Genomic DNA, 25,072 nt, shown 5'->3' with positions numbered 1-25,072 from the left:
TGGCCGGGTGGATTTGTATCAAAATTTACAAATCGCACTTTTTACAACAGTGAGCGATTACTAACCTTTCCTATGCGTTAGGAATGGCCGCAATTTCGGCGCACGAAACAAAAAAGCCCTCCCGGATCGCGCCGGGAGGGCTTTCTATTGAATGAAACGAATTACTTCGCGGTCATCAGCGCCACGGTGGTGTCCAGCATGCGGTTCGAGAAGCCCCACTCGTTGTCGTACCACGACGATACCTTGACCAGGCGGCCCGACACTTTAGTCAGCGTCGAGTCGAAGTTCGACGACGCCGGGTTGTGGTTGAAGTCGATCGACACCAGCGGTTCGGTCTGATAGGTCAGCACTTCCTTCAGGGCGCCTTCGGAGGCGGCCTTCATCAGCGCGTTGACTTCTTCGACGGTCGTGTCGCGCTTGGCGATGAACGACAGGTCGACCAGCGAAACGTTAATGGTCGGCACACGGATCGCGAAGCCGTCCAGCTTGCCGTTCAGCTCCGGCAGCACCAGGCCGACCGCGGCGGCGGCGCCGGTCTTGGTCGGAATCATGCTCATCGTGGCCGAACGGGCGCGGCGCAGATCTTCGTGCATCACGTCCGACAGCACCTGGTCGTTGGTGTAGGCGTGGACGGTGGTCATCAGGCCGGTTTCCAGGCCGATGGCGTCGTTCAGCGGCTTGACCAGCGGGGCCAGGCAGTTGGTGGTGCACGATGCGTTCGAGATGACGGTGTCGGTCGACTTCAGCACGTTCTGGTTGACGCCGTACACGATGGTGGCGTCGACGTCCTTGCCGCCCGGTGCCGAGATGATGACTTTCTTGGCGCCGCCCTTCAGGTGGGCCGAAGCCTTTTCCTTGGTGGTGAAGAAGCCGGTGCACTCGAGCACCACGTCCACGCCCAGGTCGCCCCATGGGATTTCAGCCGGGTTGCGCTGCGCGAACACGCGGATGACGTCGCCGTTGACGATCATGTTGTCGCCGTCGACTTCCACCGTGCCAGGGAACTTGCCGTGGGCGGTGTCGTAGCGGGTCAGGTGGGCGTTCGACTTGGCGTCGCCCAGGTCGTTGATCGCCACGATCTGGATGTCTTGCTTCTTGCCACCTTCGTAGAAAGCGCGCAATACATTGCGGCCGATACGGCCATAGCCGTTGATTGCAACTTTGATCGTCATACTCTGCTCCTGATTAAAAAAATAAGGTAGTCCGGTCTGCAATTATAGATTATGCAATGACCAGTTTGACTTTCGCCACGACGTTTTCCACCGTGAAGCCGAAATGCTTGAACAGCACGCCCGCCGGGGCCGATTCACCGAAGGTATCGATGCCGACCACGGCGCCTTCCAGGCCGACATATTTGTACCAGAAATCGGTCACGCCGGCTTCGATGGCCACACGTGGTATGCCCTTGGTCAAGACGGCTGCCTTGTAGGCGGCGTCCTGGCGGTCGAACACGTCGGTCGACGGCATCGACACCACGCGCGCGGTGATGCCTTCGGCCTTGAGCGCGGAGGCGGCGGCGACGGCCAGCTCGACTTCCGAACCGGTGGCGATCAGGGTCACTTTGGCGTCGGCCGCTTCGCTCAGCACGTAGCCGCCACGGGCGACGTCGGCGATCTGCTCGGCGCTGCGCTCCTGGTACGGCAGGTTCTGGCGCGAGAAGATCAGGGTCGACGGGCCGTTCTTGCGCTTGACCGCCTCGCCCCACGCCACCGCCGATTCGACGGTGTCGCACGGACGCCAGTTGTCCAGGTTGGGGATCAGGCGCATCGACGAGATGTGCTCGACCGACTGGTGGGTCGGGCCGTCTTCGCCCAGGCCGATCGAGTCGTGCGTGAACACGAAGATCGAACGCAGCTTCATCAGCGCGGCCATGCGCAGCGCGTTGCGGCTGTAGTCGGAGAAGGTCAGGAAGGTCGCGCCGAACGGAATGAAACCGCCGTGCAGGGTGATGCCGTTCATGATCGCGCTCATGCCGAATTCGCGCACGCCGTAGTTGACGTGGTTGCCGGGCTTGCCGGAGCGGACGGCGATCGATTCCTTCCAGTTGGTCAGGTTCGAGCTGGTCAGGTCGGCGGAGCCGCCCAGGAATTCCGGCAGCACCGGCGCCAGCGCCTGGATGGCGTTCTGGCTGGCCTTGCGGGTGGCGATGTTTTCCTTTTTCTCGACACACGAGGCGATGGCGGCGGCCAGCGCGCCGTCGAAGGCGGCCGGCAGTTCGCCGTTCATGCGGCGGGTCAGTTCGGCCGCTTCGGCCGGGAACTGGGCGGTGTACTCGGCGAACTTGGCGTTCCATTCGGACTCGACCTTGGCGCCGGACGCTTTCGCGTCCCACGCCGTGTACAGCTCGGCCGGGATCTCGAACGGCACCGACGTCCAGACCAGGTGTTCGCGCACGGCGGCGATTTCCTTGTCGCCCAGCGCGGCGCCGTGGACCTTGTCGCCGCCCTGCAGGTTCGGCGAACCCTTGCCGATAATGGTTTTGCAGCAGATCAGGGTCGGCTTGTCCGAGGTCTTGGCGGCGGCGATCGCGGCCGACACGGCGCCCACGTCATGGCCGTCGACCGCGCGGATGACGTTCCAGCCGTACGCTTCGAAGCGGCCCGGGGTGTCGTCGGTGAACCAGCCTTCGACCTTGCCGTCGATCGAGATGCCGTTGTCGTCGTACAGGGCGATCAGCTTGCTCAGGCCCAGGGTGCCGGCCAGCGCGCACACCTCGTGCGAGATGCCTTCCATCAGGCAGCCGTCGCCGACGAAGGCGTACGTGTAGTGGTCGACGACTTCCAGGCCCGGCTTGTTGAATTCGCTGGCCAGCAAGTATTCGGACAGCGCCATGCCGACCGCGTTGGCCAAGCCCTGGCCCAGCGGACCGGTGGTCGTTTCCACACCAGGCGTGACGTCCACTTCCGGGTGGCCCGGGGTCTTCGAGTGCATCTGGCGGAACGCCTTGATGTCGTCCATCGTCACCGCGTAACCGGAGAGGTGCAACAGCGCGTAGTGCAGCATCGAGCCGTGGCCGTTCGACAACAGGAAGCGGTCGCGGTTCGCCCATTTCGGGTTGGCCGGGTTGTGGCTGTAATGGCCACTCCACAGCGCAACGGCGATCTCGGCCATGCCCATCGGCATGCCTGGGTGGCCGGAATTGGCCTTCTGGACGGCGTCCATTGCCAGCGCGCGGATCGCGTTAGCCATTTGGGTGTGCGGGAGCGTAGTGTTCATGGTGTAAGTAAGTGCGGGAGGTTTGGAATCCTGGAGCTGCCAACTGCCGTGCTGCTGAACGCAGTATTCTACCAGAGCCCACCCCGGCGGCCTAAAATTGGCGGATTTGCAACGGCCCAAACGCCAAATGCCGCCCGGTCGTCAACCGGGCGGCATTATCAAACCAACAAGCAGAGGTTTGGAACTTGTTTTAGAACTTGTAGCTGTACTCGGCGGTCAGCTTGACCGAGCGCGGCGCGGTATAGCTGATCACGTTGCCGTACAGGGCGTTCGGACCCCGCCCGGTGTTGTACGACTCGGTCTGGTTCTGGGCGGTCTTGCGGTCGAAGACGTTGAAGACGTCGGCGCGCAGGATCAAGCCTTTCAGGAAACTCGGGCTATAGGCCAGGTTCAGGTCGAGGCGGGTGTCCCAGGGCATGCGGCCCCGGCTGCCGCGCGCCGCCGCCTGGTCGTTACAGAAGAAGAACTCCGAACCGTAGCCGGTGGCGTCGTTTTTGGCGATGTAGTACGAATCGGGCAAGTTGCCGATGCAGTTTTTGGGCCGTCCCGAAGCGAGCAGCAGGTTGCCGCCGACGGTGAACTGGTCGGTGAACTGGTAGAACCCGTAGGCCTTTATCTGGTGCTTGCGGTCGTTCGGCAGCAAGCCATCCGAGTTCAGCGACAACTCCGGATAGTCGAACACCGCTGTGGTCGAGACGTCGGCCTGGCCCGAATCGGAACGGGTCTGGCCTTCGGTGTTGCCCTTGTTGCGCGACAAGGTGTAGTTGATCTTGCCGTACCAGCCGTTGCGCAGCGGGTGTTCGGCGAACAGGTCCAGCGCCGCGTAGCTGCGCTTGACCTCCGGATAGCCCAGCTCGGCAGCCGTCAGGTGCACCGGCGTCAGCTTGGAACCGTCGCCGGCGTAATCGACCAGGAAGTCGTTGTCCTTGCCCGGATTGAACAGCGCGCAATTGAATACGAAGTTGTTCTCGATACCATTGTCGGCCGCGTACTTGTCGAACGGACGCTGGTCGCAGAAGTCGTCGATGGTCGATTTCAGTTTGCGGTACGTGACTTTGGCGCCGAAGTTCAGGCTGGGCGAGCAGGCCCGCTCGAAGCCCAGGATCAGCTCGTCCTGGTACAGCGAGTCCATGTTTTGGGCGGCCACGCCGCGCGGGTCCTTCGACTGGCCGAACTCGTTGTTGGCCGAGTACAGCGCGCCCAGCGCGCGCAGACCGGTCGGCGCGCCGGTGGCCGGATCGCCCCCCGTGTAGGTATAGAACTCCGACGTGTTGAGCGAGGCGCCGGCAGCGCGCACGGCGACGTTGGTCGGCATTTGCAGATGGTAGCGGCCGGCGTTGGCGAACACCTTGAGCGACGAGTCGCCGAACGCGTCCCAGGTGGCGCCGAAGCGCGGCGCCAATTGGTGGCGCATCGACACGTAAGGCTGGCCGTCGCCGTTGTAGTTGGTGAACTGCTCGTTGCGCAGGCCGGCCTTGAGGATGATCTTGGCGGTTGCCTGCCAGGTGTCCTCGATGTACTGGGCGTCCTGGTCGACCGACGGTGTCGACACGCCCGACGACAGCACCCGGCTGACGTAGTAACCCTGGCTGCCGAAGCCGCCGTTGGTGGCCGGCGCCGGGATGGCCGAGTTGATCGGCACGTTCGGGTCCTTGGCGAAGGCGTAGACCCAGGTGCCGCCGCCGGCGCGGCTGTTGCCGGCCTTCGAGCTGATCTTGTTCTGGTCGGCGCCGAGGCGGATGGTGTGGTCCCCCACCTTGTACTGCAGGTTCAGGTTCATCACCTTCTGCTCGTCGAAGGCGCCCGGCGCCAGGATGTTGCCGGTGGTGGTCTGCGGGCTGTTGTAGCTGAAGCCGGGGATGCGCGCCGTTTCCGGCGCGGTGACCTGGAACATGGTCGGGTTATAGCCGACCGGATCGTACACGTGCTCGGTCCGGCTTTTGCCCACCATGGCCGTCAGGGTCACGTCGTCGGACAGGTTGCCGGTGTAGTTGAGGATCTTGATCTCGGCGCCGACGCGGGCGGCCACCGGCGTCGGGCCATAGCTTTCGTAGTGGGCGCCGCCGGTCTTGGCACCATGCGCCAGGGTGTTGTAGTCGTAGCTGTAGTAGGTGCGGTCCGACTTCGGATCGTCGTTGATGTAGGTCCCTTCCAGGCGGTGGTTGTCGTTGATGTTCCAGTCGACCTTGACCAGGCCGCGATTGATGGTGTCGCGCCGCTCCTCCCAGCCGGTGTTGAGCGCCGTGCTGTCGGCGTTGGCGCGGCTGTTGTCGATGTCGGTCTTGGTGCGCTCAATATTGGCGTACAAGAACAGCGTGTCCTTGATGATCGGGCCGCTGACATAGACGTTGGCGATGGTGTTGTCGCGGGTGTTGTCCTGGTTATACCGGTACAGTTTGCCGTCGGTCGCCAGACCGTTGTTGCCGTAATAGATGTTCTTTTCGGTCGCGCGCAACGAGTTCGGCTCGATGCTGACGCTGCCGCCCGCCTCCCAGGTGTTGGTGCCGCTCTTGGTCGAGATGTTGATCACGCCGCCGGTCGAACGGCCGAATTCGGCGCCGAAGCCGCCGGTGAGGATTTGCGCGCCGCCGATGGCGCCGAACGGCAGTTCGGAGGTGCCGACCTGGAACAGCACGTTGGTGACGGGGAAGCCGTTGATATAGAAGGCGTTTTCGGATGCGGCCGAACCGCCGAAGCTCGGCGCGTTGCCGTCGCCGTAGCGCGAGTCGCCGCGCGTGGTGTTGGGCGCGAGCTGGATGATCGACGCCACCGACGGCGTGATCGGCAGCTTGGCCAGCTCGCTGGCGGTAAACGACACGCCGCTGTTGGTGTTGGAAATGTCGATGCGGCTGCGGCGGCCGGTCACCTGCACCGCCTGCACGGCGCCGGTGAAGGAAGCGTTGACGCCCTGGCCGATTTGCACCTCGACTTCATTGCTGCCGACCACTTTGCCGTCGCGCACCAACTGGACCGTGTAGCGGCCCACCGGCAACGCGGTAAGCTGGTAGCGCCCACCCGCTTCCGGTAGCGCCGTCCGCTTTAAGCCGGTTTGCTTGTTCTCCACCACGATCGAGGCGCCGGACGGCGATTCGACCTGGCCGAAAATATTACCCGAGGCGTTGGATTGCGCCATCGCCGGCTGGGTCACTGCCACCGTCAACGCCGCCGTGCCGAAGGCGATCGACAGCGCATTCACTAAGACTGTTTTCCTGAACATGTGTTTTCCCGATTAAGAAGATTTGCCTTGTGGGCACCATTGCCCGTTGTCTCTCTGACGGAGATCTGTTTACCAATAATCACAGTTCGCAAAATTTCACGGCCTGCGCAACCGATAACACCATGGACAGAATTGCACTGTCAATGAAGGCACTTTCATAATGCAAGAAAACAACGATATGACTAAAAAACAGGCAAATCCGAACGAATTGTATACAGTATCCAATAATATTACTTTACGATGAAGCCACACATTCCCCCTACAATAAAGGCCGGTTACATTTTTTATTCAGCCTAAAATGCCATTATCGATATGAAGTTTTATATTTAAGACCTTTTCAGAATTTTAGTTAAAGCGTGAAAACGTCGTTCACGCCAACTTCCCATCTTGGTGCGGATTTTAATCACGAACCCGACCTTTGCACAAATATCGCGCCACCTCGCACCACAATCGCGCCAATTTTGTAACTTCCAGTCATAACCATAAGTAAGTCACCAAGACGCTTGCACAGCGATTAAAATTGTCGGTCACCACCGACCGGACTTTTGCATGCCCCGCTTTCACATTCCCCAGCCGCTGGCCGTCGGCCAGCTCGTCACCCTGCCCGACACCGTGGCCCATCACATCCAGGTGCTGCGGCTGGCCCAGGGCGAGCTGATCACGCTGTTCAACGGCGAAGGGGGCGAATACAGCGCCACCTTGGTTCAGATCGAACGCCGCAGCGCCACCGTCGAGATCAAGGCCCACCATGCGCGCGACGTCGAACTGCCGTTCGCCGTCACCCTGGCGCAGGCGCTGCCGGAAGGGACCAAGATGGACTGGATCATCGAGAAGGCCATCGAGCTGGGCGTGTCGGGCTTCCAGCCGCTCGCGGCGCAGCGCTGCGTGGTGCGCCTGTCGGCCGAGCGCGCGGAAAAAAAGATGGGGCACTGGCGCGGCATCATCGAATCGGCGTCCGAGCAGAGCGGGCGCAACCGGCTGGCCCGGCTGGCGCCGCTACAGGACTACAAGCAATGGATCACGCAGCAGGACATGCACCGCCGCATCATCCTGACGCCGCGCGCGCAGCAGTCGCTGCCGGACTGGGCGCGCCACCAGGGAGCGCAGGCGGTCACCCTGGTGATCGGCCCCGAGGGCGGCCTGAGCGAGCAGGAGGAAGAACTGGCGCTGCGTCACGGCGCGCTGCCGCTGTCGATGGGCCCGCGCATCCTGCGCACCGAGACGGCGGCGCTGGCGGCCGTCGGCGCGCTGAGCGCGATCTGGGGCGGGATGTAGTTACACGCCGCACACGTAGGGCGGATTAGCGCGCAGCGCGTAATTTGCCAAGCGCCGCCAAGCGCCGCCAGCAGCGCCTGCCCTCCCCCTACCTTCGGGTTAGTATTGTCGAACCGCCATCCGTGCTCTACTCTATAGATTCCCACACACTTTCTATTGAAGAGGCCACATGAGCAAAATCGTCATCGTCTATCACTCCGGTTATGGACATACCAAACGTGTCGCCGAGTACGTCAGTGAGGGCGCCGGTGGCGAACTGCTGGCCATCGACGCCGAGGGCAACCTGCCCGACGGCGCCTGGGAAACGCTGGCGGCGGCCGACGCCATCATCTTCGGCACGCCGACCTATATGGGCGGCCCGAGCTGGCAGTTCAAGAAATTCGCCGACGCCAGCTCCAAGGTCTGGTTCGGCAGCGGCTGGAAGGACAAGGTCTTCGGCGGCTTCACCAACAGCGCCAGCTTCAGCGGCGACAAGCAAAACACCCTGGTCTACCTGAACACGCTCGCTTCGCAGCACGGCGGCATCTGGGTCAGCCTGGGCATGCTGCCGTCGAACACCAAGGCCGCCCAGCGCACCGACCTCAACAACATCGGCGGCTCGGTCGGTGCCATGGCGCAGTCGCCGTCGGACGCCGGTGTCGATGAAATCCCGCAAGGCGACCTCGACACCGCCAAGGCCTACGGCGCGCGCGTCGCCGCCATCGCCGCGCGCCTGAAATAAGCCCGCGACCGCAGCCACAACTCCCCGCGAAAACCCGCGCGCGCCGCCAGGCCGCGCGGGTTTTTTTTGTCGGCGCGCCCCGGCAGGCACGCTATAATTTTTCTTCTGGCAACCGCCAGTTTCCACCATAAAAGAAAAGAGTCCGTTCATGGCTGACCCCGAAATCGCGATCCTGGAAGCCGCCGCCGTCCAGGCCGCCAAAGCCGGCAAGGAAGAAGACGCCGCCCGCCTGTGGGCGCGCATGCTGGAACTGGCGCCGGCCCATCCGCTGGCGCTGGCCGCGCTGGGCAAGCGCGCCTTCCGCTACGGCGACCACGCCACCGCCCGCCTTGCGTTCGAGCGCCTGGTGCAGGCCACCCCGGACGATCCGCAAGCCTGGATCAACCTGGCGCTGGCCTGCCAGGCGCAAAAGGACGAAGCGGCCGAGCAGACCGCGATCCACAACGCCCTGGTGGCCGACCCTTCCAATATGGTGGCGCTGATCCTGCGCGCCAACCTGCTCGAGCGCCAGGGCAAGACCCACCAGTCGGCGTCGGTCTACGGCGCGGTGACCCAGGTCGCCCCGCCGCTGGAGCAGCTCGACCCGGGCATGCGCGACGCGGTCGAGCACGCGAGGAAATACGTCGGCGACTACCAGGCCGGCTACGGCCGCTTCCTCGATCAGTTCCTCGAGCAGCAATACCAGCGCCACGCCGGCGAAGACCTGCGCCGCTTCCGCGAATCGGTCGACATCATGGTCGGGCGCAAGCGCCGCTACGAGTCCGAGTCGATGCTGTACCACTACCCGGGCCTGGTGCCGACGCCGTTCCTGGCGCGCGCCGACTTCCCGTGGCTCGACGCGATCGAGGCCGGCACCGACACCATCCGCGACGAGTTCCTGGCGGTGCTGCAACAGGAGGACGGCTTCACGCCCTACCTGACCTACGCCGACGACGTGCCGCACAACCAGTTCGCAGAGTTGAACAACTCACCGCGCTGGAGCGCCTTCCATTTAATCAAGGACGGCGCGCCGGTCGCGGCGAACGCGGCGCAATGTCCGCGCACCATGGCCCTGCTGGGCGGCGCGCCGCAGCCCGAGCAGGCCGGGCGCACGCCAACCGCGATGTTCTCGCTACTCAAGCCCAAGACCCGCATCCCGCCGCACGTGGGCGTGAGCAATGCGCGCCTGGTGACCCACCTGCCGCTGATCGTGCCGCCCGGTTGCGGCTTCCGCGTGGCCAACGAGACGCGCCAGTGGGTGCCGGGCCAGGCCTGGGTGTTCGACGACACCATCGAGCACGAGGCGTGGAACGACAGCGACAAGCTGCGCGTGGTGCTGATCTTCGACATCTGGCACCCGCACCTGTCGCCTGCCGAGCGCGACATGATCAGCGCCATGACCGTGGCCATGAACGCCTTCAAGAAGGGCGACGATCCGGTCGACTATTCGTAGGCAGCGCCGGCGCCAACGGCGCCGGCATAAAAAAGGCGCTCAGCCGAAGCTGAGCGCCTTTGTCACATCCGGATCCGATCGGCTTAGAAGCGCGCGGTCAGGTTCATGTAGATGTAACGGCCCATCGAGTCATACACCTGTGGGTAGGTGTTGCCGTTGGCGAAGCCGGCGGCGGCGGTCACGTTGGTCGACACGATCGGTGGATCTTTATCGAGCAAGTTGTTCACGCCGAAGCTCAGACTGATCTTCTTGGTGATTGGATACTGAACGTTCAGATCCAGGTAGTTGCGTGCGTCGATGTGATCTTCGATCGATGCCGGGATGTTATCTTCGTCGGCAGCCAGCAATGGGCTCGGGTTCAAGCCTTCCTGCTTGGTGCCCTTGATGTAGCGCCAGGTCGCCGACACGTCGAAGTCCCAAGGCGTCGACCAGGTGGTGCGGAACTTGTGACGCCATTTCGGGGTCGGGGTGCCGCAGGTCGCGCCGAAGTAACCAGCGCAATCGTAGTCGCCCAGGCCTGGAACGTTCTCGGTGGTAAATTTCTTGGTGTAGGTACCGGCCAGATTGAAGCTAAGCGAGCCGGCTGTGCCGAGACGCAGGGCGTAGTTACCGGCCAGATCCAGACCCGAGGTTGCAACCTTGCCGATATTGGCGTTGGTGGCGACGATGAAGCCGGCTGGGCCGTTAGGCGACTGCCACAACGAGCCACGCGAGTCACGCTGCACCAGCGAACAGAACACTGGGTTGCCGGTCTGCAGACACTGGTTCAGAGCGATGGTCGGATCAACCGTGCTGATCGTGTCCTCGATCTTGATGTTGAAGTAATCAACAGTCATCGTCAGGTTTTTGACAGGCGTGAGGACGATACCGGCGGTGTAGGTGGTGCCGCGTTCAGGCGCCACGTTCGGATTGCCGCCGGTCTGGCTCGAGTACTGGTTGGCCGGGTTGCTCTCCAGGTTGCCGTACTGCGCCGCGGTAACGCCGGTGCGTGCGCACTGCGCCGCGGTGGCGGTCGGACCAGTCGAAGAACCGAAGGCGCCGATACCGGCGCACGGATCGTTGGACGGGCCGTTGTTGCCGATCGTTTGCGGGTTGAACAATTCCGGAATGGTCGCTGCACGCACCGCGCGCTGGTAGCTGCCGCGGACGCGGAGGGTGTCGACCGGAGCCCAGTCGATACCGGCGCCGTAGGTGTTGGCGGTGTGATTGGTGCTGTACTCGGAGCGACGGAACGAACCGTTCACATCGAGCGACTTGGCCAGGAACTTGTTTTCAAGCAGCGGCAGGCGGAATTCGCCGAACACTTCCTTGACCGAGTAACCATCGGTCAGCGGTGGCGAGGCGCCGCCCGAACCGGCCAGGTCGCCCGACAGCGAGGTTTCATCCGGCGAGAACACCAGCTTCTCGGCACGGCGCTCGGCGCCGAACGACACGCCTACGCCAGCGCTCGACCATGGGCTCTTGATGCCGTACACGCCCAGATCGGCGCCGATGTTACCGCCGTAGATCAGTTGCTGGGTGTAGCCGGTGATGATGCCGGAGGTGTTCAGGTACGCCAGTTGCTCAGCGGTGATCGGACCGCCGAACAGGTTGTACGGTACGCACTTGTCGTCGGCGCCGCTGACCTTCGAGGCGCAAGTGGCCACGCCATTGACGTTGACCACGTCAAACGCGCGCGCGGTACGCTGGGCCGAGAAGTAGTTGCTGTTTTTCTCGCTGTGGCTGACGCGGCCGTATTGGCCGAAGACGTCATAGCTCCAGTTGCCGACTTCGCCCTTGAGGCCCAACACTTCGCGGAACGAGGTATCGTTGATCGAGTTGATACGCGGGCCGCCCTCGACGTTACGCTTGCCGATGGTGACGTCGACGTTGTCGACCGTGTTCAGACCCAGCGCGTTGCGCCAGGCCGGGGTCAACATCGGGTTGTCGGAGCGGATGTTGGCCTGGATGCCGTAGAAGATGCCGCCCGGCGCCACTTGGGCGTCGGTCGAATAATTGTGGAACGCGAACTGCTGGTAGACGCGCATCTTGTCGGTGATGTCCAAATGCGCGGTGGCGTTGAAGCCGTAGATTTTCGACGGACGCTGCAGATAGTTCAACGGACCGAAGTTATACGCATCGGCGCCGGTGTAAGGCTTCACGCCGCCATTGCCGTCGTTGGTAAAGCCGTTGCCGGTGATGCGGATGCGGCCGCTGGCCTGCGTGCCCGAACCGGAGCAAGCGAAGCCGTCGTCACTGCCCGCCAGCGCGCACGAGGTGAAGTCGCGCGCCGATTGCAGCACGGCGTCGGTTTCCTTGTAATTGAAGAACAGCGTGGCGTTACCGCGATTGTCGGCGAAGTTGCCACCGATCAAAATACTGGCATCCTTGGTCTTGCCGTCGAACTTGGCGTCGCCCGGCAGAGGGAAGTTGCGGTCGGACACGGCCTTGGCCACGCCATTACCCTGCTGGTGGTTGTAGCCAGACAGGTTGGCCTGCACTTCGACGCCTTCGAAATTGTCGCGCAGGATGAAGTTGACCACACCGGCCACGGCGCCGGCGCCGTAGACCGCACCGGCACCGCCGGTCAGCACTTCGACGCGCTTGATCAGGGCAGCGGGAATTTCGTTCAGATCGGGAGCGGAATCCTGCACGCTACCGGCAGGCAGGCGCTTGCCGTTGACCAGCACCAGCGTGCGGTCCGAACCGAGGTTGCGCAAGTTGACCGTCGCGGTACCGGTCGCGCCGTTCGACACGGCCGAGCCTTGGCCGGCGAACACCTGTGGCAGGTTGTTGAGGATGTCTTCCGTGTTGCGCACGCCATCGACCTTGATGTCCTTGGCGCTCACCACCGTGATCGGGCTCGATCCTTCGGTGTTGAGGGTCGGGATGCGCGAACCGGTCACTTCCACTTTTTGCATCGGTTCGGCCGCGTTCTGCGCGGACGCGACATGCGCACCCAGCGCGATACCGCCGATGAACATCACGCGGATCGAGCGAGACAATACTGTTTCCTTGATCATTATATTGAATTCCCTTGGTGTGTTTATTAGACGTTTCACTGCATCTTTTGAACGACGAGTAAAACGACCCTCTTCTTTTATAAGCTCATCGGAAGTTTTGATAAAACCACCCGATTGCTGCCCTGCTCTTTCAAAACTTGTTGTTACCGGTGGCGAAGTCCGGGAATGGATCATGGGCGAAATAATCCAGAACTTTGCCGCCATTCATAAAAACATAGCACCTCGACCATTGTCAATAAACCTGATGGCCGGTCCGGTCGGCGGAGAGGGTATCAATACGTGACGCACCATTTTGGGGCGCAGGGTTGGGCGGCAATCCTTCCCACCGCAGTGATATTAATTTGACATTATTTTTATTTGTCTCGTCTTGACAACAAGATGCACCGGAATCGGGAGAAATATTTTCAGTTCAACATTTTTCATGTCCTACATGACAACAATCTCCGCCTGAAAAAACAACAAAACGACAACATGGCCATGCTTTCCGCTCGGAAGTAACGTTGCTCGGGGGATTTGCATCAAAACCCGCTGCCGTCAAGGAGCAACCACAGAAAATCAACGTCCGCCACGCCATCCGCAAAACAAAGAACATTGAAACCCGGGCATCGCAGAGGTCGCCGAAGCAGGATTTCAGCTCCGGCCGGCGCGCCGCGTTAGGCGAACTGGAGCTTGGGCCGTAGAAAACCCGGACGCGACCCAATCTGGTGCAAGTCGTGTTTTAACAACAAACACATCCGTTGCCGGCATACAAACCATTTCTTATATGCAATATTTTGTCTTTGGCAAAGCGGCGCGGCGCCGATGAGGCGGGATGATCGGTGCGCTCAGCCGGCCTAAGGAGGGCGTACCGGCGGCAAAATTCAGACGAATAACCGACATATAAATCCGGGAATAAGAGCTACGCCGATAAAACATCGCCGGAGAATAAGCGCATATTATCCGTGGCGCGGCGCAAGCGGTCGCCGATTAATAATGGTAGCGCCGCGCCGCGCTGCGGCAGGCTGAACGCGCCCAGGCCGCTGAACTTAATATTCTATAAATGCCGCCGCGGCGTTTAATATTTTTCCGACGGACGATCGGCCGCATTTCAACAGGCGGGCCGGCCGGGAAAGCTGCGTCCGGCCGGCAATATTGGTAAAATACGGCCTTTGCCGGGCCGGACCCGGGCCGGCGGCCCGCGCGTCGGGTCCGACCGCCATGGCGCCTAGACAGCGCCCTCTCAGGAATCGATCATGCTGCGTTTAAATGAAGTCAAGCTCCCACTGAACCATGCCGAGGACGAATTGCCGGCCGCCATCCTGGCCCGCCTCGACATCCCCGCCGCCGACCTGCTCGGCTTTACCGTGTTCAAGCGCAGCTACGACGCCCGCAAGAAAACCGCGATCGTGCTGATCTACTCGCTCGACGTCGACGTCCGCGACGAGGCCGCGCTGCTCAAACGCCTCAAGCACGACGCCCACCTGATGCCGTCGCCGGACACCTCCTATAAGTACGTCGCCGCCGGCGAGCAGCTGGCCGGACACGACCGGAACCCGCGCCCGGTGGTCATCGGCACCGGGCCGTGCGGCCTGTTCGCCGCGCTGATCCTGGCGCAGATGGGCCTGCGGCCCATCATCCTCGAACGCGGCAAGCAGGTGCGCGAGCGCACCGTCGATACCTTCGGCTTCTGGCGCAAGCGCGAGCTGAACCCGGAGTCGAACGTGCAGTTCGGCGAAGGCGGCGCCGGCACCTTCTCGGACGGCAAGCTCTACAGCCAGATCAAGGACCCGAAACACTACGGCCGCAAGGTGCTGACCGAGTTCGTCAAGGCCGGCGCGCCGGCGGAGATCATCTACGTCAGCAAGCCGCACATCGGCACCTTCCGCCTGGTCAAGATGGTCGAGCAGATGCGCGCCAACATCGAGGCCATGGGCGGCGAATACCGCTTCGGAAACAAGGTGGTCGACATCGAGATCGAGCAACTCGGTGACGGCGGCCAGGTGCGCGGTTTGACCCTCGAGAGCGGTGAAAAAATCGTCACCAACCACGTGGTGCTGGCGATCGGCCACAGCGCACGCGACACCTTCGAAATGCTGTACGAGCGCGGCGTCTACATCGAGGCCAAGCCGTTCTCGATCGGCTTCCGCGTCGAGCACCCGCAGTCGCTGATCGACACCTGTCGCTTCGGCCCCAACGCCGGCCACCCGATCCTTGGCGCGGCCGACTACAAGCTGGTGCACCACGCCTCCAACGGCCGCGCCGTCTACAGCTTCTGCATGTGCCCGGGCGGCACGGTGGTGGCGGCCGCGTCCGAACCGGGCCGCGTGGTCACCAACGGCATGAGCCAGTATTCGCGCAACGAGCGCAACGCCAACAGCGCCATCGTGGTGAGCATCTCGCCGGAAGTCGATTATCCGGGCCACCCGCTGGCCGGCATCGAGTTCCAGCGCCGGCTGGAGGAAAAAGCGTTTGAATTGGGCGGGAGCACCTATAACGCCCCGGGCCAGTTGATGGGAGACTTCGTCGCCGGCCGCGCCTCGACCGCGTTCGGCGCCGTGGTGCCGTCGTACAAGCCGGGCGTGCACCTGACCGACCTGGCGCAAATCCTGCCGGAGTTCGCCGTGACGGCGCTGCGCGAAGCCTTCCCGGCGTTCGACAAGCAGGTGCGCGGCTACTTCAAGCACGACGCCGTGCTGACCGGGCTCGAGACGCGCACCTCGTCGCCGATCCGCATCAAGCGCCGCGACGACACCTTGCAAAGCCTGAACACGCGCGGCCTGTTCCCGGCCGGCGAAGGCGCCGGCTATGCCGGCGGCATCCTGTCGGCCGGCGTCGACGGCATCAAGGTGGCCGAGGCGGTGGCCTTGTCGATGGCCGCGGACAACCAGCGGCCGTAGGACGCCTGTGCCACCGCGGGCGGGCGGATGTGGATGCGGCACCCCGGTGCACAAGTCGAGCCGCTGTTAACTGTTACGTCATTGGCCACCATGAACGTGGTTGAATTTTCCAGCGATCCATAGCACAAAATTGCCATAACTTTTCAAAAACTTTGTATTTTTGTGTAAAAAACGCGATTTTTTATGCAAAAACCGTAGGAAGTGTTGTTTATGTCAAACTTGTTACAGACACGCAATTGACCATCGCCGCGCCAGATGGTCTCATGCCACCCTTGAATAATGTAAGCACATTATTTAACTTGTAACAATTAGCCTAGTCCAACAAGAATCCTTCCGGGAGTTGAAGCAATGATGATGGAAACTGTAATTTCGCGTTCACTGCGTTTGATGTTTGCGGGCAGTGCCGCGTTCGCGCTGGCACAACCAGCAATGGCCCAACAAGCCGACGCGCCGATCCAGCGCGTGGAAATCACCGGTTCGTCAATCAAGCGTGTTGACGCGGAAACCGCACTGCCTGTGCAAATCGTCGGCAAGGCGGAAATCGCCCGCACCGGCGCCACCAGCACCCAGGAACTGCTGCAGTCGATCGCCGCCTTCTCGTCGGCCGGCGGCACCACCAACGCCACCGGCGCCGGCACCTCGACCGGCGGCCTGTCGTCGATCTCGCTGCGCGGCCTGGGCTCGACCCGCACCCTGGTGCTGGTCAACGGCCGCCGCCTGGCAGCCTTCGCCGGCAGCGACGGCGCCTCCGTCAACGTCAACGCCATTCCGCTGGCCGCCATCGAGCGCGTCGAGATCTTGAAGGACGGCGCCTCCGGCCTGTACGGCAGCGACGCCATGGCCGGCGTGGTCAACTTCATCCTGTCCAAGCGCGTCGACGGCATCGAAATTACCGGCGGCTACGGCTCCCCGACCGAAAGCGGCGGCGGACAGAACGCCAAGACCTCGATCACCGGCGGCTACAACACCGACAAGCTGAGCATCGTCGCTTCGGCGGCGTTCGAAAAAGAAAAAGAACTGTTCGGCCGCGACCGCGACTACGCCAAATCGGCCACCCGCCTGCCGTACTACAACAGCACCGCGACCGGCCAGGGCAACATCCAGGGCGCGTTCGTGCCGGGCAAAGGTCCGAGCGACAACTACATCGACGGCGGCGCCGGTTACGGCAACCCTCTGGCCATCGGCAACAAGTGCAGCAGCATCCGCATGGTCGGCGTGACCACCGGCGGCGGCACCCCGTACTGCGCCTACGACAGCGGCCCGGACGTCGGCCTGACGCCGAAACGCGAACTGTACAACTTCACCAGCAACCTGAGCTACAAGCTCAACGAGAACCACGAGCTGTTCGCCGACCTGCTGTACTCGCAAAGCAAGATCACCCAGACCTACCAGCCATCGCCGGCCCGCTCGGACTTCTTCGAGAGCGACGGCGAGTTCGCCAAGCAAGGCGTGGACACCGCGCTGCTGCTGTTCCCGTCGAACCCGGCCTACCAGTCGATCGCCGTGCCATACCTGCAAAGCCGCGGCCAGAACGCGCTGATCGGCCAGCCGCTGGCGATCACCTCGCGCGTGTTCGACTACGGTCCGCGCCAGAACGTCGACACCGCCAAGCAATCGCGCGTGGTGATGGGCGCCAAGGGCAACGTGGGCTTCGGCGACTATGAAATCGCCTACAACCACAACGAATCGAAGCTGGAAAGCGCGGTCACCACCGGTTACTTCTCGCAAGTGGCCTACGCCAAGATCATCAACGGCAGCAGCTGGAATCCGTGGGCCGAAGGCGGCGTGCAGAGCGGCGCCCTGGCCGACCAGCTCAAAGGCGCGACCTTCAGCGGCACGTTCCTGAACGCCAAGTCGACCAGCGACGCCATCGACGCCAAACTGAGCGGCGAAGTGCCGACCATCGCCGGCATCACCCCGCTGTACTCGGTGGGCCTGCAGTCGCGCCAGGAAAAATACATCACCGACCCGAGCGCCGCCTACCAGTCCGGCGACATCTCCGGCCTGGGCGGTTCGGTCGTGCCGATCAACCGCAAGCGCAAGGTCAACTCGGCCTTCGCCGAACTGAGCATCCCTGTGCTCAAGTCGGTGGAAGTGAACCTGTCCGGCCGCGACGACAAATATGACGACGTCGGCAACACCTTCAACTGGAAGAGCAACGTGCGTTGGCAACCGGTCAAGCAGCTGGTGCTGCGCGCCTCCTATGGCACCGGCTTCCGCGCGCCGTCGCTGGTCGACCTGTGGACCCCGCAAACCCTGGGCACGTCCGAGCAGTTCACCGATCCGGTCACCGGCGAAACCGGCCGCCAGGTCAATTCGCTCACCGGCGGCAACCCGAACCTGAAGCCTGAAGAGTCGAAGCAGTACTCGTTCGGCGCCGTATGGCAGCCGGCCAGCACCACCAGCATCGGTGTCGACTTCTTCAACATCAAGATCACCGACATCCTGGCCACGCCGTCGGCCCAGGAAGTGGTATCGCGCTTCCGCGCCGGCGACCCGGCCTACGCCGGCCTGGTGACCCTGCGCGGCAACAACATCGCCAGCATTCGCCAGACCCTGGCCAATACCGGCGACGCCACCGTGCAAGGCCTGGACGTGTTCGGTAACTGGAAGGACAACTTCAGCTTCGGTAAGCTGGAAGTCAACCTGAACGGCACCTACATGGACAAGTTCGACCAGACCAGCCCTGGCGGCCAGGTGTCGCATAAGGTCGGCACCATCGTCGACTCGACCGGCACCCCGGTGATCGGCGCCCAGAACGGCGGCGTGATCCTGAACTGGAAACACCAGCTGTCGGCGACCTGGAGCCAGGGCCCATGGGCCACCACCCTGATCCAGAACTACCGCGACGGCTACGAAGTCGGCCACGACCTGAACGACAATCCGGTGCACATCCGCTCGGAAGCGATCTACGACGCCAATGTGACCTACAAAGGCTTCAAGAACGTGACCCTGGCGCTGGGCGTGAAGAACATGTTCGACAAGCAGCCAGATCCGATCGGCTCGCCGGTGACCAACCAGTTCCAGGCCGGCTACGACATCAACCAGTACGATCCACGCGGACGCTTTGTCTACGTGACCGCCGGCTACAAGTTCTAATCAGCCAGGCGTAAAAAAGCCCACCCTGCGTGCGTGTGACGGCCAAGGCCGCCACATCGCCGCAGGGTGGGCTTTTTTTTGCCCCCCGCCTCCGGCCGCTACAGCCAGCCGGAGCGCTTGAAGCGCCGGTACAGCCCCAGGCACACCAGCACCATGATCGAGATGGCCATCGGATAGCCGTACTTCCACTCCAGCTCGGGCATGTACTTGAAATTCATGCCCCACAGGCCGGCGAACGCGGTGACGATGGCGAAGATCGCCGCCCACGCCGCCAGCCGCTTGTTCACTTCGCTCTCCTCGATCGCCGTCATCGACAGGTTGACCTGGATCGCGGTGCCGATGGTGTCGCGGATCGACTCGAGCGAGGCGGTGATGCGGTGCAAATGGTCGTGCACGTCGCGGAAGTATTCCTGGGTGTCCATGCACATCGACGGCACCCGGCCGCCATGCAACCGTCCGACCGCCTCCATCAGCGGGGCGACCACGTGGCGCACCGTCGTCACCTTGCTTTTGAGCTCGTACAAGCGCTCGATGTTGTCGCGCTGCTTGCCCTGGCTGAAGATCAACTCCTCGATTTTTTCCAGTTCCGTTTCCAGCATGTCGAGCACCGGGAAGTAGCGGTCGACCACCGCATCCATCAGCGCGTACAGCACGAACGCCGGGCCCAGGCGCAACATATGCGGCTCCTTCTCGGCGCGCGCGCGCACGCCCAGGAAGCCCTGCTGGCTTTCGGCGTCGCGCGACGACAGGATATAGTTCTGGCCGACGAACATGTCGACCTCGCCGATGGCGACGTCGCCGTCGCGGCACTCGATGGTCTTGACCACCACGAACAGCGAATCGCCGTATTCCTCGATCTTCGGGCGCTGGTGGCCGCGGCTGGCGTCCTCGACGGCCAGTTCGTGCAGGCCGAACTCGTGCTGCATCGTCTTCAGTTCGTCGGGTTCGGCGTCGCGCAGCGCGACCCAGACGAACGTCTCCGGCCGCTCCATGTAATCGCTGATTTCCTCGACCGGGATATCCGCCAGCTTCTGGCCGTCCTGATAGGCCACACAATTAATCAACATACAGTTTCCATAAAAAAAAAAGCCCTTGGCTTTGTCAGCCAAGAGCTTACCTTAAAGTACAACCAACCATCGGGGTCAAGTCTGTCATTAGGACACGAAGTCGGCCGTAATCCGCCGATACGGTTGGGCTAGTGTCCGAATGCCAGACTTGACCCCGGCGTTGGGCGTTGCTAGTCGTCCTTGGCGCCGTCGATGCCCAGTTCGGCGATCTTGCGGGTGATGGTGTTGCGGCCGATGCCGAGCCTGACGGCGGCGTCGTTCTTGCGGCCGTGCGTGTGCTTGAGCGCCGTGCGGATCAGCGCCGATTCGAATTGCCGTCCCAGCACCGCCATCACTTCCTGCTGTCCGCCGCTGAGCATCGAGGCGGCCTGCACTTCCAACAGGCTGAGCCAGGCGTCCGGCGAGCCGGCCGCACCATTGGCGCCGCCCGCTTCCGCCGTCGCCACCGGCACCACCGTGCCGTGGTGCTGGATCGCGCCGTAACTTTCCGACGGCGCCGCCAGGCCCGCGCCGGTGCCGGTGCTTAACGCCGCCGCACCTCCGCCGGCCTGCTCCTGCGTCAGCTCCAGCGGCAAATCCTTGACTTCGACCGTCTGCCCCGGCGCCATCACCGTGATCCAGTTGCACAGGTTTTCCAGCTGGCGCACATTGCCCGGCAGGTCCAGGCTGCTGAGGAACTGCACCGTGGCGTCGCTCATGCGCTTGGCTTCCACGCCCAGCTGCTTGGCGCTTTGCACCAGGAAGTGGCGCACCAAAATAGGGATATCCTCGCGCCGCTCCCTCAAACTGGGCAAACGCAGCCGGATCACGTTGAGGCGGTGATACAAATCCTCGCGGAACAATCCTTCGCGCACCCGCTGCTCCAGATTTTGGTGCGTCGCGGTGATCACGCGTACGTTGGCCTTGAGCGGCTGATGCCCGCCGACGCGGTAGAAGTGCCCGTCCGACAGCACCCGCAACAAGCGCGTTTGCAGGTCGAACGGCATGTCGCCGATCTCGTCGAGGAACAAGGTGCCGTTTTCGGCCTGCTCGAAGCGGCCGCGCCGCGTCGTTTGCGCGCCGGTGAAGGCGCCCCGCTCGTGGCCGAACAGCTCGGACTCGAGCAAATCCTTGGGAATCGCCGCCGTGTTGAGCGCGATGAACGGCTGCTGCGCGCGCGGGCTGTGCTTGTGCAGCGCGCGCGCCACCAGCTCCTTGCCCGAGCCCGATTCACCGGTGATCAAGACCGTCACGTTCGATTGCGACAGGCGGCCGATGGCGCGGAACACTTCCTGCATTGCCGGCGCCTGGCCGAGGATTTCCGGCGTTTCCGACGGCCCCGATTCGACGCTGGTCTCGCGCAGGCTCTCGTCGAGCGCGCGGCGTATCAGTTCGACGGCCTTGTCGATGTCGAACGGCTTGGCCAGGTATTCGAAGGCGCCGCCCTGGAACGCGGCGACGGCCGAGTCCAGGTCCGAGAAGGCTGTGATGATGATGACCGGCAGCCCCGGAAAGCGCGATTTGACCAGTTGCAGCAGGTCGAGGCCGGAGTCGCCCGGCATGCGGATGTCGGACACCAGCACCTGCGGCGTCTCGAACTCCAGCGCGGCGATGGCGTCGCGCGCGTTGGCAAAACTCTTGGTGGCCAGGTTTTCCCGCGCCAGCGCTTTTTCCAGTACCCAGCGGATCGATTCGTCGTCGTCTACTATCCAGATTGGCTTCATGTGTTTGTGTTATCCCGCAATATGGATCGTCAATCAAGGGACTCGGCACCCGCCCCTGCTTGCCTCGGCTTATGGCAACGGCAGCAGGATACGGAAATCCGTATATCCAGGCCGGCTCTCGCACTCGATCACGCCCATGTGCTGCTGCACGAAGGTCTGCGCCAAGGTCAGCCCGAGGCCGCTGCCGCCTTCCCTGCCCGACACCAGCGGATAGAAAATTCGGTCGCGGATCTGGGGTGCGATGCCCGGTCCATTGTCAATGATATGCAAGTCTAATGCCAGCCCGTAGCGGACCTTGGCCAGGGTCACTTGACGGGCCACGCGGGTCTTCAAAACGATCTGCGCGCCGCCCGCTTCGATTTGTGAAGCGAGCGCTTGCGCGGCGTTGTGGGCGATGTTGAGCACCGTCTGGATCAGTTGCTCCTTGTCGCCCCGGAACTCGGGGATGGAGGCGTCGTAGTCGCGCAGGATCGTCAGGCCGGACGGGAATTCGGCCAGCATCAGGCTGCGCACGCGCTCAAGCACTTCGTGGATGTTGACGTCGCCGACGATGTGCGGCCGGCGGTGCGGCGCCAGCAGGCGGTCGACCAGCGTTTGCAGGCGGTCGGCCTCCTTGATGATCACCTGCGTGTATTCGCGCAGTTGCACCGCGTGCAGCGCCGGCAGTTCCATCTCCAGCAGCTGGGCGGCGCCACGGATGCCGCCCAGCGGATTTTTGATCTCGTGCGCGAGGTTGCGGATCAGCTCCTTGTTGACCTGGCTCTGGTCGAGGATGCGTTCCTCGCGGTCGAGCTTGAGATGCTGCAGGTGCTCGCGCAGTTCGATCAGGATGTGGTCGACCGGATCGTCGAGCGCCGAGACGATGCTGTGCACGTGCAGCGGATCGCGCCCGGCCCGCTCCAGGGTCAAGTCCTGGCGCAGGTCGGAGAACTTGTGCTCGCGCGCCTGGGCGCAGATGTGGTCGAGCTCCTCGGGGTTGAGGAACTGCGCGGTCAGCTTCTGGCGCGACAGCGCTTTCAGCGAACTTTCCAGCAGGTTCTCGGCGGCCGCGTTGGCGTAGGCGATGTGGCCCTCGCCGTCGAGCAGCACCACGGCCGAGGCCAGCAGTTCGAGGCCGGCCAAGGCCGGTGGACGGTTCATGGCGGCCACGGCGCGGGCGGCGATATTACTTACAATGCTCATCTGATATTCGCGATCTCACGTTTCAAGGCGTCGACATTCTTTTCCGAGCGGCTGATGCTGTCACGCATGGCGGCCACCCGTTCCTGGTATTTGGCGTAGTTGCGTTCGTCGCCGCGCCGTTCCGGCTCGCCGCCGTTGAACTCCTTGCGCAACGCCGTCAGCTTCTGCGTTTCGTTCTTCAGTTCGTCTTCTAGTATCGCGCGGCGGTCGGCGTCGCGCGCGCGCTGCTCGGCGCTGTCGACGCGGGGAAAGTCGCCCGGCGTGGCAGCTGGCGCCGACGGCGTCGGCGCCGCTCCCGCCGCGCGCGCCGGCGCGCCCTGCCGCTTGGCCGGCGCCGGAATCGCCAGGCCGGGCAAGTCCATCGCCTTGCAATAGTTACCGCGATAAACGTCGGTGTATTCCGTGCTGCCGTTTGGGGGCGTGCATTTGTAGATCACGCCCTGCGCCCGCGCGGCGCCGCCGGCGGCCAGCGCCAGCGCTAACAGCGCGCCAACATTGGCGTAACCGCATCGTTTGAAACTCATTGTCATTCGTAATCCGTGGGTGGAACGCTCCATCCTGAATATACAACATCCAAACAAAAACGCGGGGAAAGCCATGGCTCGCCCCGCGTTTTTTGCTTCACCACAAGCACCGGCAAGCCGATGCGTTGCAATTACAGCGAGTAGTACATGTCGAACTCGGCTGGGTGGGTCGTCATGCGCATGCGCTGGACGTCCTGCATTTTCAGTTCGATGTAAGCGTCGATCATCGAATCGCTGAACACCCCGCCACGGGTCAGGAACTCGCGGTCTTTGTTCAGGTTGTCCAGTGCCTCTTCCAGCGACGAGCACACGGTCGGGATCAGCGCGTCTTCTTCCGGCGGCAGGTGGTACAGGTCTTTCGATGCCGCTTCGCCCGGATGGATCTTGTTGGCGATACCGTCCAGACCGGCCATCAGCAGCGCGGCGAAGCACAGGTACACGTTGGCCAGTGGATCAGGGAAACGGGTTTCGATGCGGCGGCCTTTTGGATTGGCCACGTGTGGAATGCGGATCGAAGCCGAACGGTTTTTAGCCGAGTAAGCCAGTTTCACCGGCGCCTCGAAGCCTGGCACCAGACGCTTGTACGAGTTGGTGCCCGGGTTGGTGATCGCATTGAGCGCCTTGGCGTGCTTGATGATGCCGCCGATGTAGTACAGCGCGGTGTCCGACAGGCCGGCATAGCCGTCGCCGGCGAACAGGTTGACGCCGTCCTTCCAGATCGACTGGTGCACGTGCATGCCCGAACCGTTGTCGCCAACGATAGGCTTCGGCATGAAGGTGGCGGTTTTGCCATAGCTGTGGGCCACGTTCCAGACCACGTATTTCAGGTTCTGGGTCCAGTCGGCGCGCTCGACCAGGGTCGAGAACTTGGTGCCGATTTCGTTCTGGCCGGCGCCGGCCACTTCGTGGTGGTGCACTTCGACCGGGATGCCCAGCGATTCGAGGATCAGGCACATTTCCGAACGCATGTCCTGGAAGCTGTCGACCGGTGGGACCGGGAAGTAGCCGCCCTTGACGGTAGGACGATGGCCGCTGTTGCCGCCTTCGAGCTTCTCGCCGGTGGTCCACGACGCTTCGTCGGAATCGATCTTGACGAAGCAGCCCGACATGTCGATCTTCCAGCGCACGCTGTCGAAGATGAAGAATTCCGGCTCAGGGCCGAAGTAGGCGGTGTCGCCCATGCCCGACGATTTCAGGTAGGCTTCGGCGCGCTTGGCGATCGAGCGCGGGTCGCGGTCGTAGCCTTTGCCGTCGGCCGGCTCGATGACGTCGCACTGCATGAACAGCGTGGTCTCTTCCATGAATGGATCGATGTTCGCGGTGTTTGGATCTGGCAGCAGTATCATGTCCGATGCTTCAATGCCCTTCCAGCCGGCGATCGAGGAACCGTCGAATGCGTGACCCGATTCGAACTTGTCCATGTCGAAGTGCGACACGGGCACGGTGACGTGCTGTTCTTTACCACGGGTATCGGCGAAACGGAAATCAACGAATTTGACTTCGTTTTCCTGGACCATTTTCAAGACTTCTGCGGCTGTCATTGCCATGCGTATCTCCTAAAGGAATGTGTATAACTGGTGCGCTCTCTATAAGCAGTATCTATGCCAGCCTGAAACTCATAACGATATGTTCATAGCGTCTTGGAACTCGCCGACAAAAGGGACTAAAACGGGGCGAAGCACCAAAATGCCACTATTTACACCGGATCAATGCAGCACCAACTTGGTGCAAATCAAACAAATCGCACCGTCATCGTGC

14 protein-coding genes are annotated in these 25,072 nt (G+C 62.6%); 5 read left to right on the top strand and 9 right to left on the bottom strand.

Going from position 1 to position 25,072, the window contains the following annotated elements; genetic code table 11:
• Positions 1-161 precede the first annotated feature (161 nt).
• The 3 genes from gap to AC0IYS_RS07320 form a co-directional block, all read right to left on the bottom strand.
• Positions 162-1,172 (bottom strand): type I glyceraldehyde-3-phosphate dehydrogenase, encoded by a 1,011-nt coding sequence (gap, locus tag AC0IYS_RS07330; protein WP_315223063.1) that lies wholly within the window; start codon positions 1,170-1,172, stop codon positions 162-164.
• Positions 1,173-1,221: 49 nt separating this feature from the next.
• A complete protein-coding gene (tkt, locus tag AC0IYS_RS07325; protein WP_471704554.1) occupies positions 1,222-3,216 on the bottom strand; it encodes a transketolase in 1,995 nt (664 codons plus the stop codon).
• Positions 3,217-3,406: 190 nt separating this feature from the next.
• Positions 3,407-6,433 (bottom strand): TonB-dependent receptor, encoded by a 3,027-nt coding sequence (locus AC0IYS_RS07320; RefSeq protein WP_471704553.1) that lies wholly within the window; start codon positions 6,431-6,433, stop codon positions 3,407-3,409.
• Between the two features lie 549 nt (positions 6,434-6,982).
• Between AC0IYS_RS07320 and AC0IYS_RS07315 the strand changes: the two genes are divergently transcribed.
• The 3 genes from AC0IYS_RS07315 to AC0IYS_RS07305 all read left to right on the top strand — a co-directional run bounded on the left by AC0IYS_RS07315 (position 6,983) and on the right by AC0IYS_RS07305 (position 9,861).
• Positions 6,983-7,708, top strand: coding sequence for a 16S rRNA (uracil(1498)-N(3))-methyltransferase (locus AC0IYS_RS07315; protein ID WP_471704552.1), 726 nt, complete (start codon positions 6,983-6,985; stop codon positions 7,706-7,708).
• A 169-nt stretch (positions 7,709-7,877) separates the two neighbouring features.
• On the top strand, positions 7,878-8,429 hold the full coding sequence (locus AC0IYS_RS07310; RefSeq protein ID WP_471704551.1) for a flavodoxin family protein: 552 nt from the start codon (positions 7,878-7,880) through the stop codon (positions 8,427-8,429).
• A 148-nt stretch (positions 8,430-8,577) separates the two neighbouring features.
• Positions 8,578-9,861, top strand: coding sequence for an aspartyl/asparaginyl beta-hydroxylase domain-containing protein (locus AC0IYS_RS07305; RefSeq protein ID WP_471704550.1), 1,284 nt, complete (start codon positions 8,578-8,580; stop codon positions 9,859-9,861).
• 83 nt (positions 9,862-9,944) lie between these two features.
• On the opposite strand, the gene AC0IYS_RS07300 is transcribed toward AC0IYS_RS07305, so the two are convergent.
• Positions 9,945-12,845 carry a TonB-dependent receptor domain-containing protein gene (locus AC0IYS_RS07300; protein ID WP_471704549.1) on the bottom strand — a complete coding sequence of 967 codons (2,901 nt, stop codon included), beginning with the start codon at positions 12,843-12,845 and terminating at the stop codon, positions 9,945-9,947.
• 1,250 nt (positions 12,846-14,095) lie between these two features.
• Between AC0IYS_RS07300 and AC0IYS_RS07295 the strand changes: the two genes are divergently transcribed.
• Together AC0IYS_RS07295 and AC0IYS_RS07290 are read left to right on the top strand one after the other, a co-directional pair.
• Positions 14,096-15,739: an NAD(P)/FAD-dependent oxidoreductase gene (locus AC0IYS_RS07295; RefSeq protein WP_471704548.1), complete on the top strand. Its 1,644-nt coding sequence runs from the start codon at positions 14,096-14,098 to the stop codon at positions 15,737-15,739.
• A gap of 429 nt (positions 15,740-16,168) precedes the next feature.
• Positions 16,169-18,838 carry a TonB-dependent receptor gene (locus AC0IYS_RS07290; RefSeq protein ID WP_471704547.1) on the top strand — a complete coding sequence of 890 codons (2,670 nt, stop codon included), beginning with the start codon at positions 16,169-16,171 and terminating at the stop codon, positions 18,836-18,838.
• A gap of 98 nt (positions 18,839-18,936) precedes the next feature.
• Here the strand turns inward: AC0IYS_RS07290 and corA are convergent, their stop codons facing one another.
• From corA to glnA, 5 genes are all read right to left on the bottom strand, one after another.
• The gene (gene corA, locus AC0IYS_RS07285; RefSeq protein ID WP_471704546.1) at positions 18,937-19,905 is read right to left on the bottom strand and encodes a magnesium/cobalt transporter CorA; all 969 of its coding nucleotides are present in this window, start codon (positions 19,903-19,905) and stop codon (positions 18,937-18,939) included.
• Between the two features lie 170 nt (positions 19,906-20,075).
• Positions 20,076-21,608 carry a nitrogen regulation protein NR(I) gene (gene ntrC, locus AC0IYS_RS07280; protein WP_471704545.1) on the bottom strand — a complete coding sequence of 511 codons (1,533 nt, stop codon included), beginning with the start codon at positions 21,606-21,608 and terminating at the stop codon, positions 20,076-20,078.
• A gap of 69 nt (positions 21,609-21,677) precedes the next feature.
• On the bottom strand, positions 21,678-22,790 hold the full coding sequence (gene glnL / locus AC0IYS_RS07275) for a nitrogen regulation protein NR(II) (RefSeq protein ID WP_471704544.1): 1,113 nt from the start codon (positions 22,788-22,790) through the stop codon (positions 21,678-21,680).
• On the bottom strand, positions 22,787-23,320 hold the full coding sequence (locus AC0IYS_RS07270) for a DUF4124 domain-containing protein (protein WP_471704543.1): 534 nt from the start codon (positions 23,318-23,320) through the stop codon (positions 22,787-22,789). The genes glnL and AC0IYS_RS07270 overlap by 4 nt, the downstream gene beginning before the upstream one ends.
• Before the next feature lie 125 nt (positions 23,321-23,445).
• Positions 23,446-24,861, bottom strand: a complete 1,416-nt coding sequence (glnA, locus tag AC0IYS_RS07265) for a type I glutamate--ammonia ligase (protein ID WP_471704542.1) — start codon at positions 24,859-24,861, stop codon at positions 23,446-23,448.
• Between the last annotated feature and the right edge of the window lie 211 nt (positions 24,862-25,072).

Source organism: Duganella sp. AC237 (genome assembly GCF_979254035.1).
This window is presented reverse-complemented; position numbering and strand designations above follow the sequence as displayed.

What these genes read in the sequence shown, in the direction of transcription:
- ntrC (WP_471704545.1), bottom strand. Translation starts at nt 21,608, where the DNA reads ATGAAGCCAATCTGGATAGTAGACGACGACGAATCGATCCGCTGGGTA.
- glnA (WP_471704542.1), bottom strand. Translation starts at nt 24,861, where the DNA reads ATGGCAATGACAGCCGCAGAAGTCTTGAAAATGGTCCAGGAAAACGAA.
- AC0IYS_RS07315 (WP_471704552.1), top strand. Translation starts at nt 6,983, where the DNA reads ATGCCCCGCTTTCACATTCCCCAGCCGCTGGCCGTCGGCCAGCTCGTC.
- AC0IYS_RS07320 (WP_471704553.1), bottom strand. Translation starts at nt 6,433, where the DNA reads ATGTTCAGGAAAACAGTCTTAGTGAATGCGCTGTCGATCGCCTTCGGC.
- AC0IYS_RS07305 (WP_471704550.1), top strand. Translation starts at nt 8,578, where the DNA reads ATGGCTGACCCCGAAATCGCGATCCTGGAAGCCGCCGCCGTCCAGGCC.
- AC0IYS_RS07270 (WP_471704543.1), bottom strand. Translation starts at nt 23,320, where the DNA reads ATGACAATGAGTTTCAAACGATGCGGTTACGCCAATGTTGGCGCGCTG.
- AC0IYS_RS07295 (WP_471704548.1), top strand. Translation starts at nt 14,096, where the DNA reads ATGCTGCGTTTAAATGAAGTCAAGCTCCCACTGAACCATGCCGAGGAC.
- glnL (WP_471704544.1), bottom strand. Translation starts at nt 22,790, where the DNA reads ATGAGCATTGTAAGTAATATCGCCGCCCGCGCCGTGGCCGCCATGAAC.
- AC0IYS_RS07310 (WP_471704551.1), top strand. Translation starts at nt 7,878, where the DNA reads ATGAGCAAAATCGTCATCGTCTATCACTCCGGTTATGGACATACCAAA.
- corA (WP_471704546.1), bottom strand. Translation starts at nt 19,905, where the DNA reads ATGTTGATTAATTGTGTGGCCTATCAGGACGGCCAGAAGCTGGCGGAT.
- gap (WP_315223063.1), bottom strand. Translation starts at nt 1,172, where the DNA reads ATGACGATCAAAGTTGCAATCAACGGCTATGGCCGTATCGGCCGCAAT.
- AC0IYS_RS07290 (WP_471704547.1), top strand. Translation starts at nt 16,169, where the DNA reads ATGGCCCAACAAGCCGACGCGCCGATCCAGCGCGTGGAAATCACCGGT.
- tkt (WP_471704554.1), bottom strand. Translation starts at nt 3,216, where the DNA reads ATGAACACTACGCTCCCGCACACCCAAATGGCTAACGCGATCCGCGCG.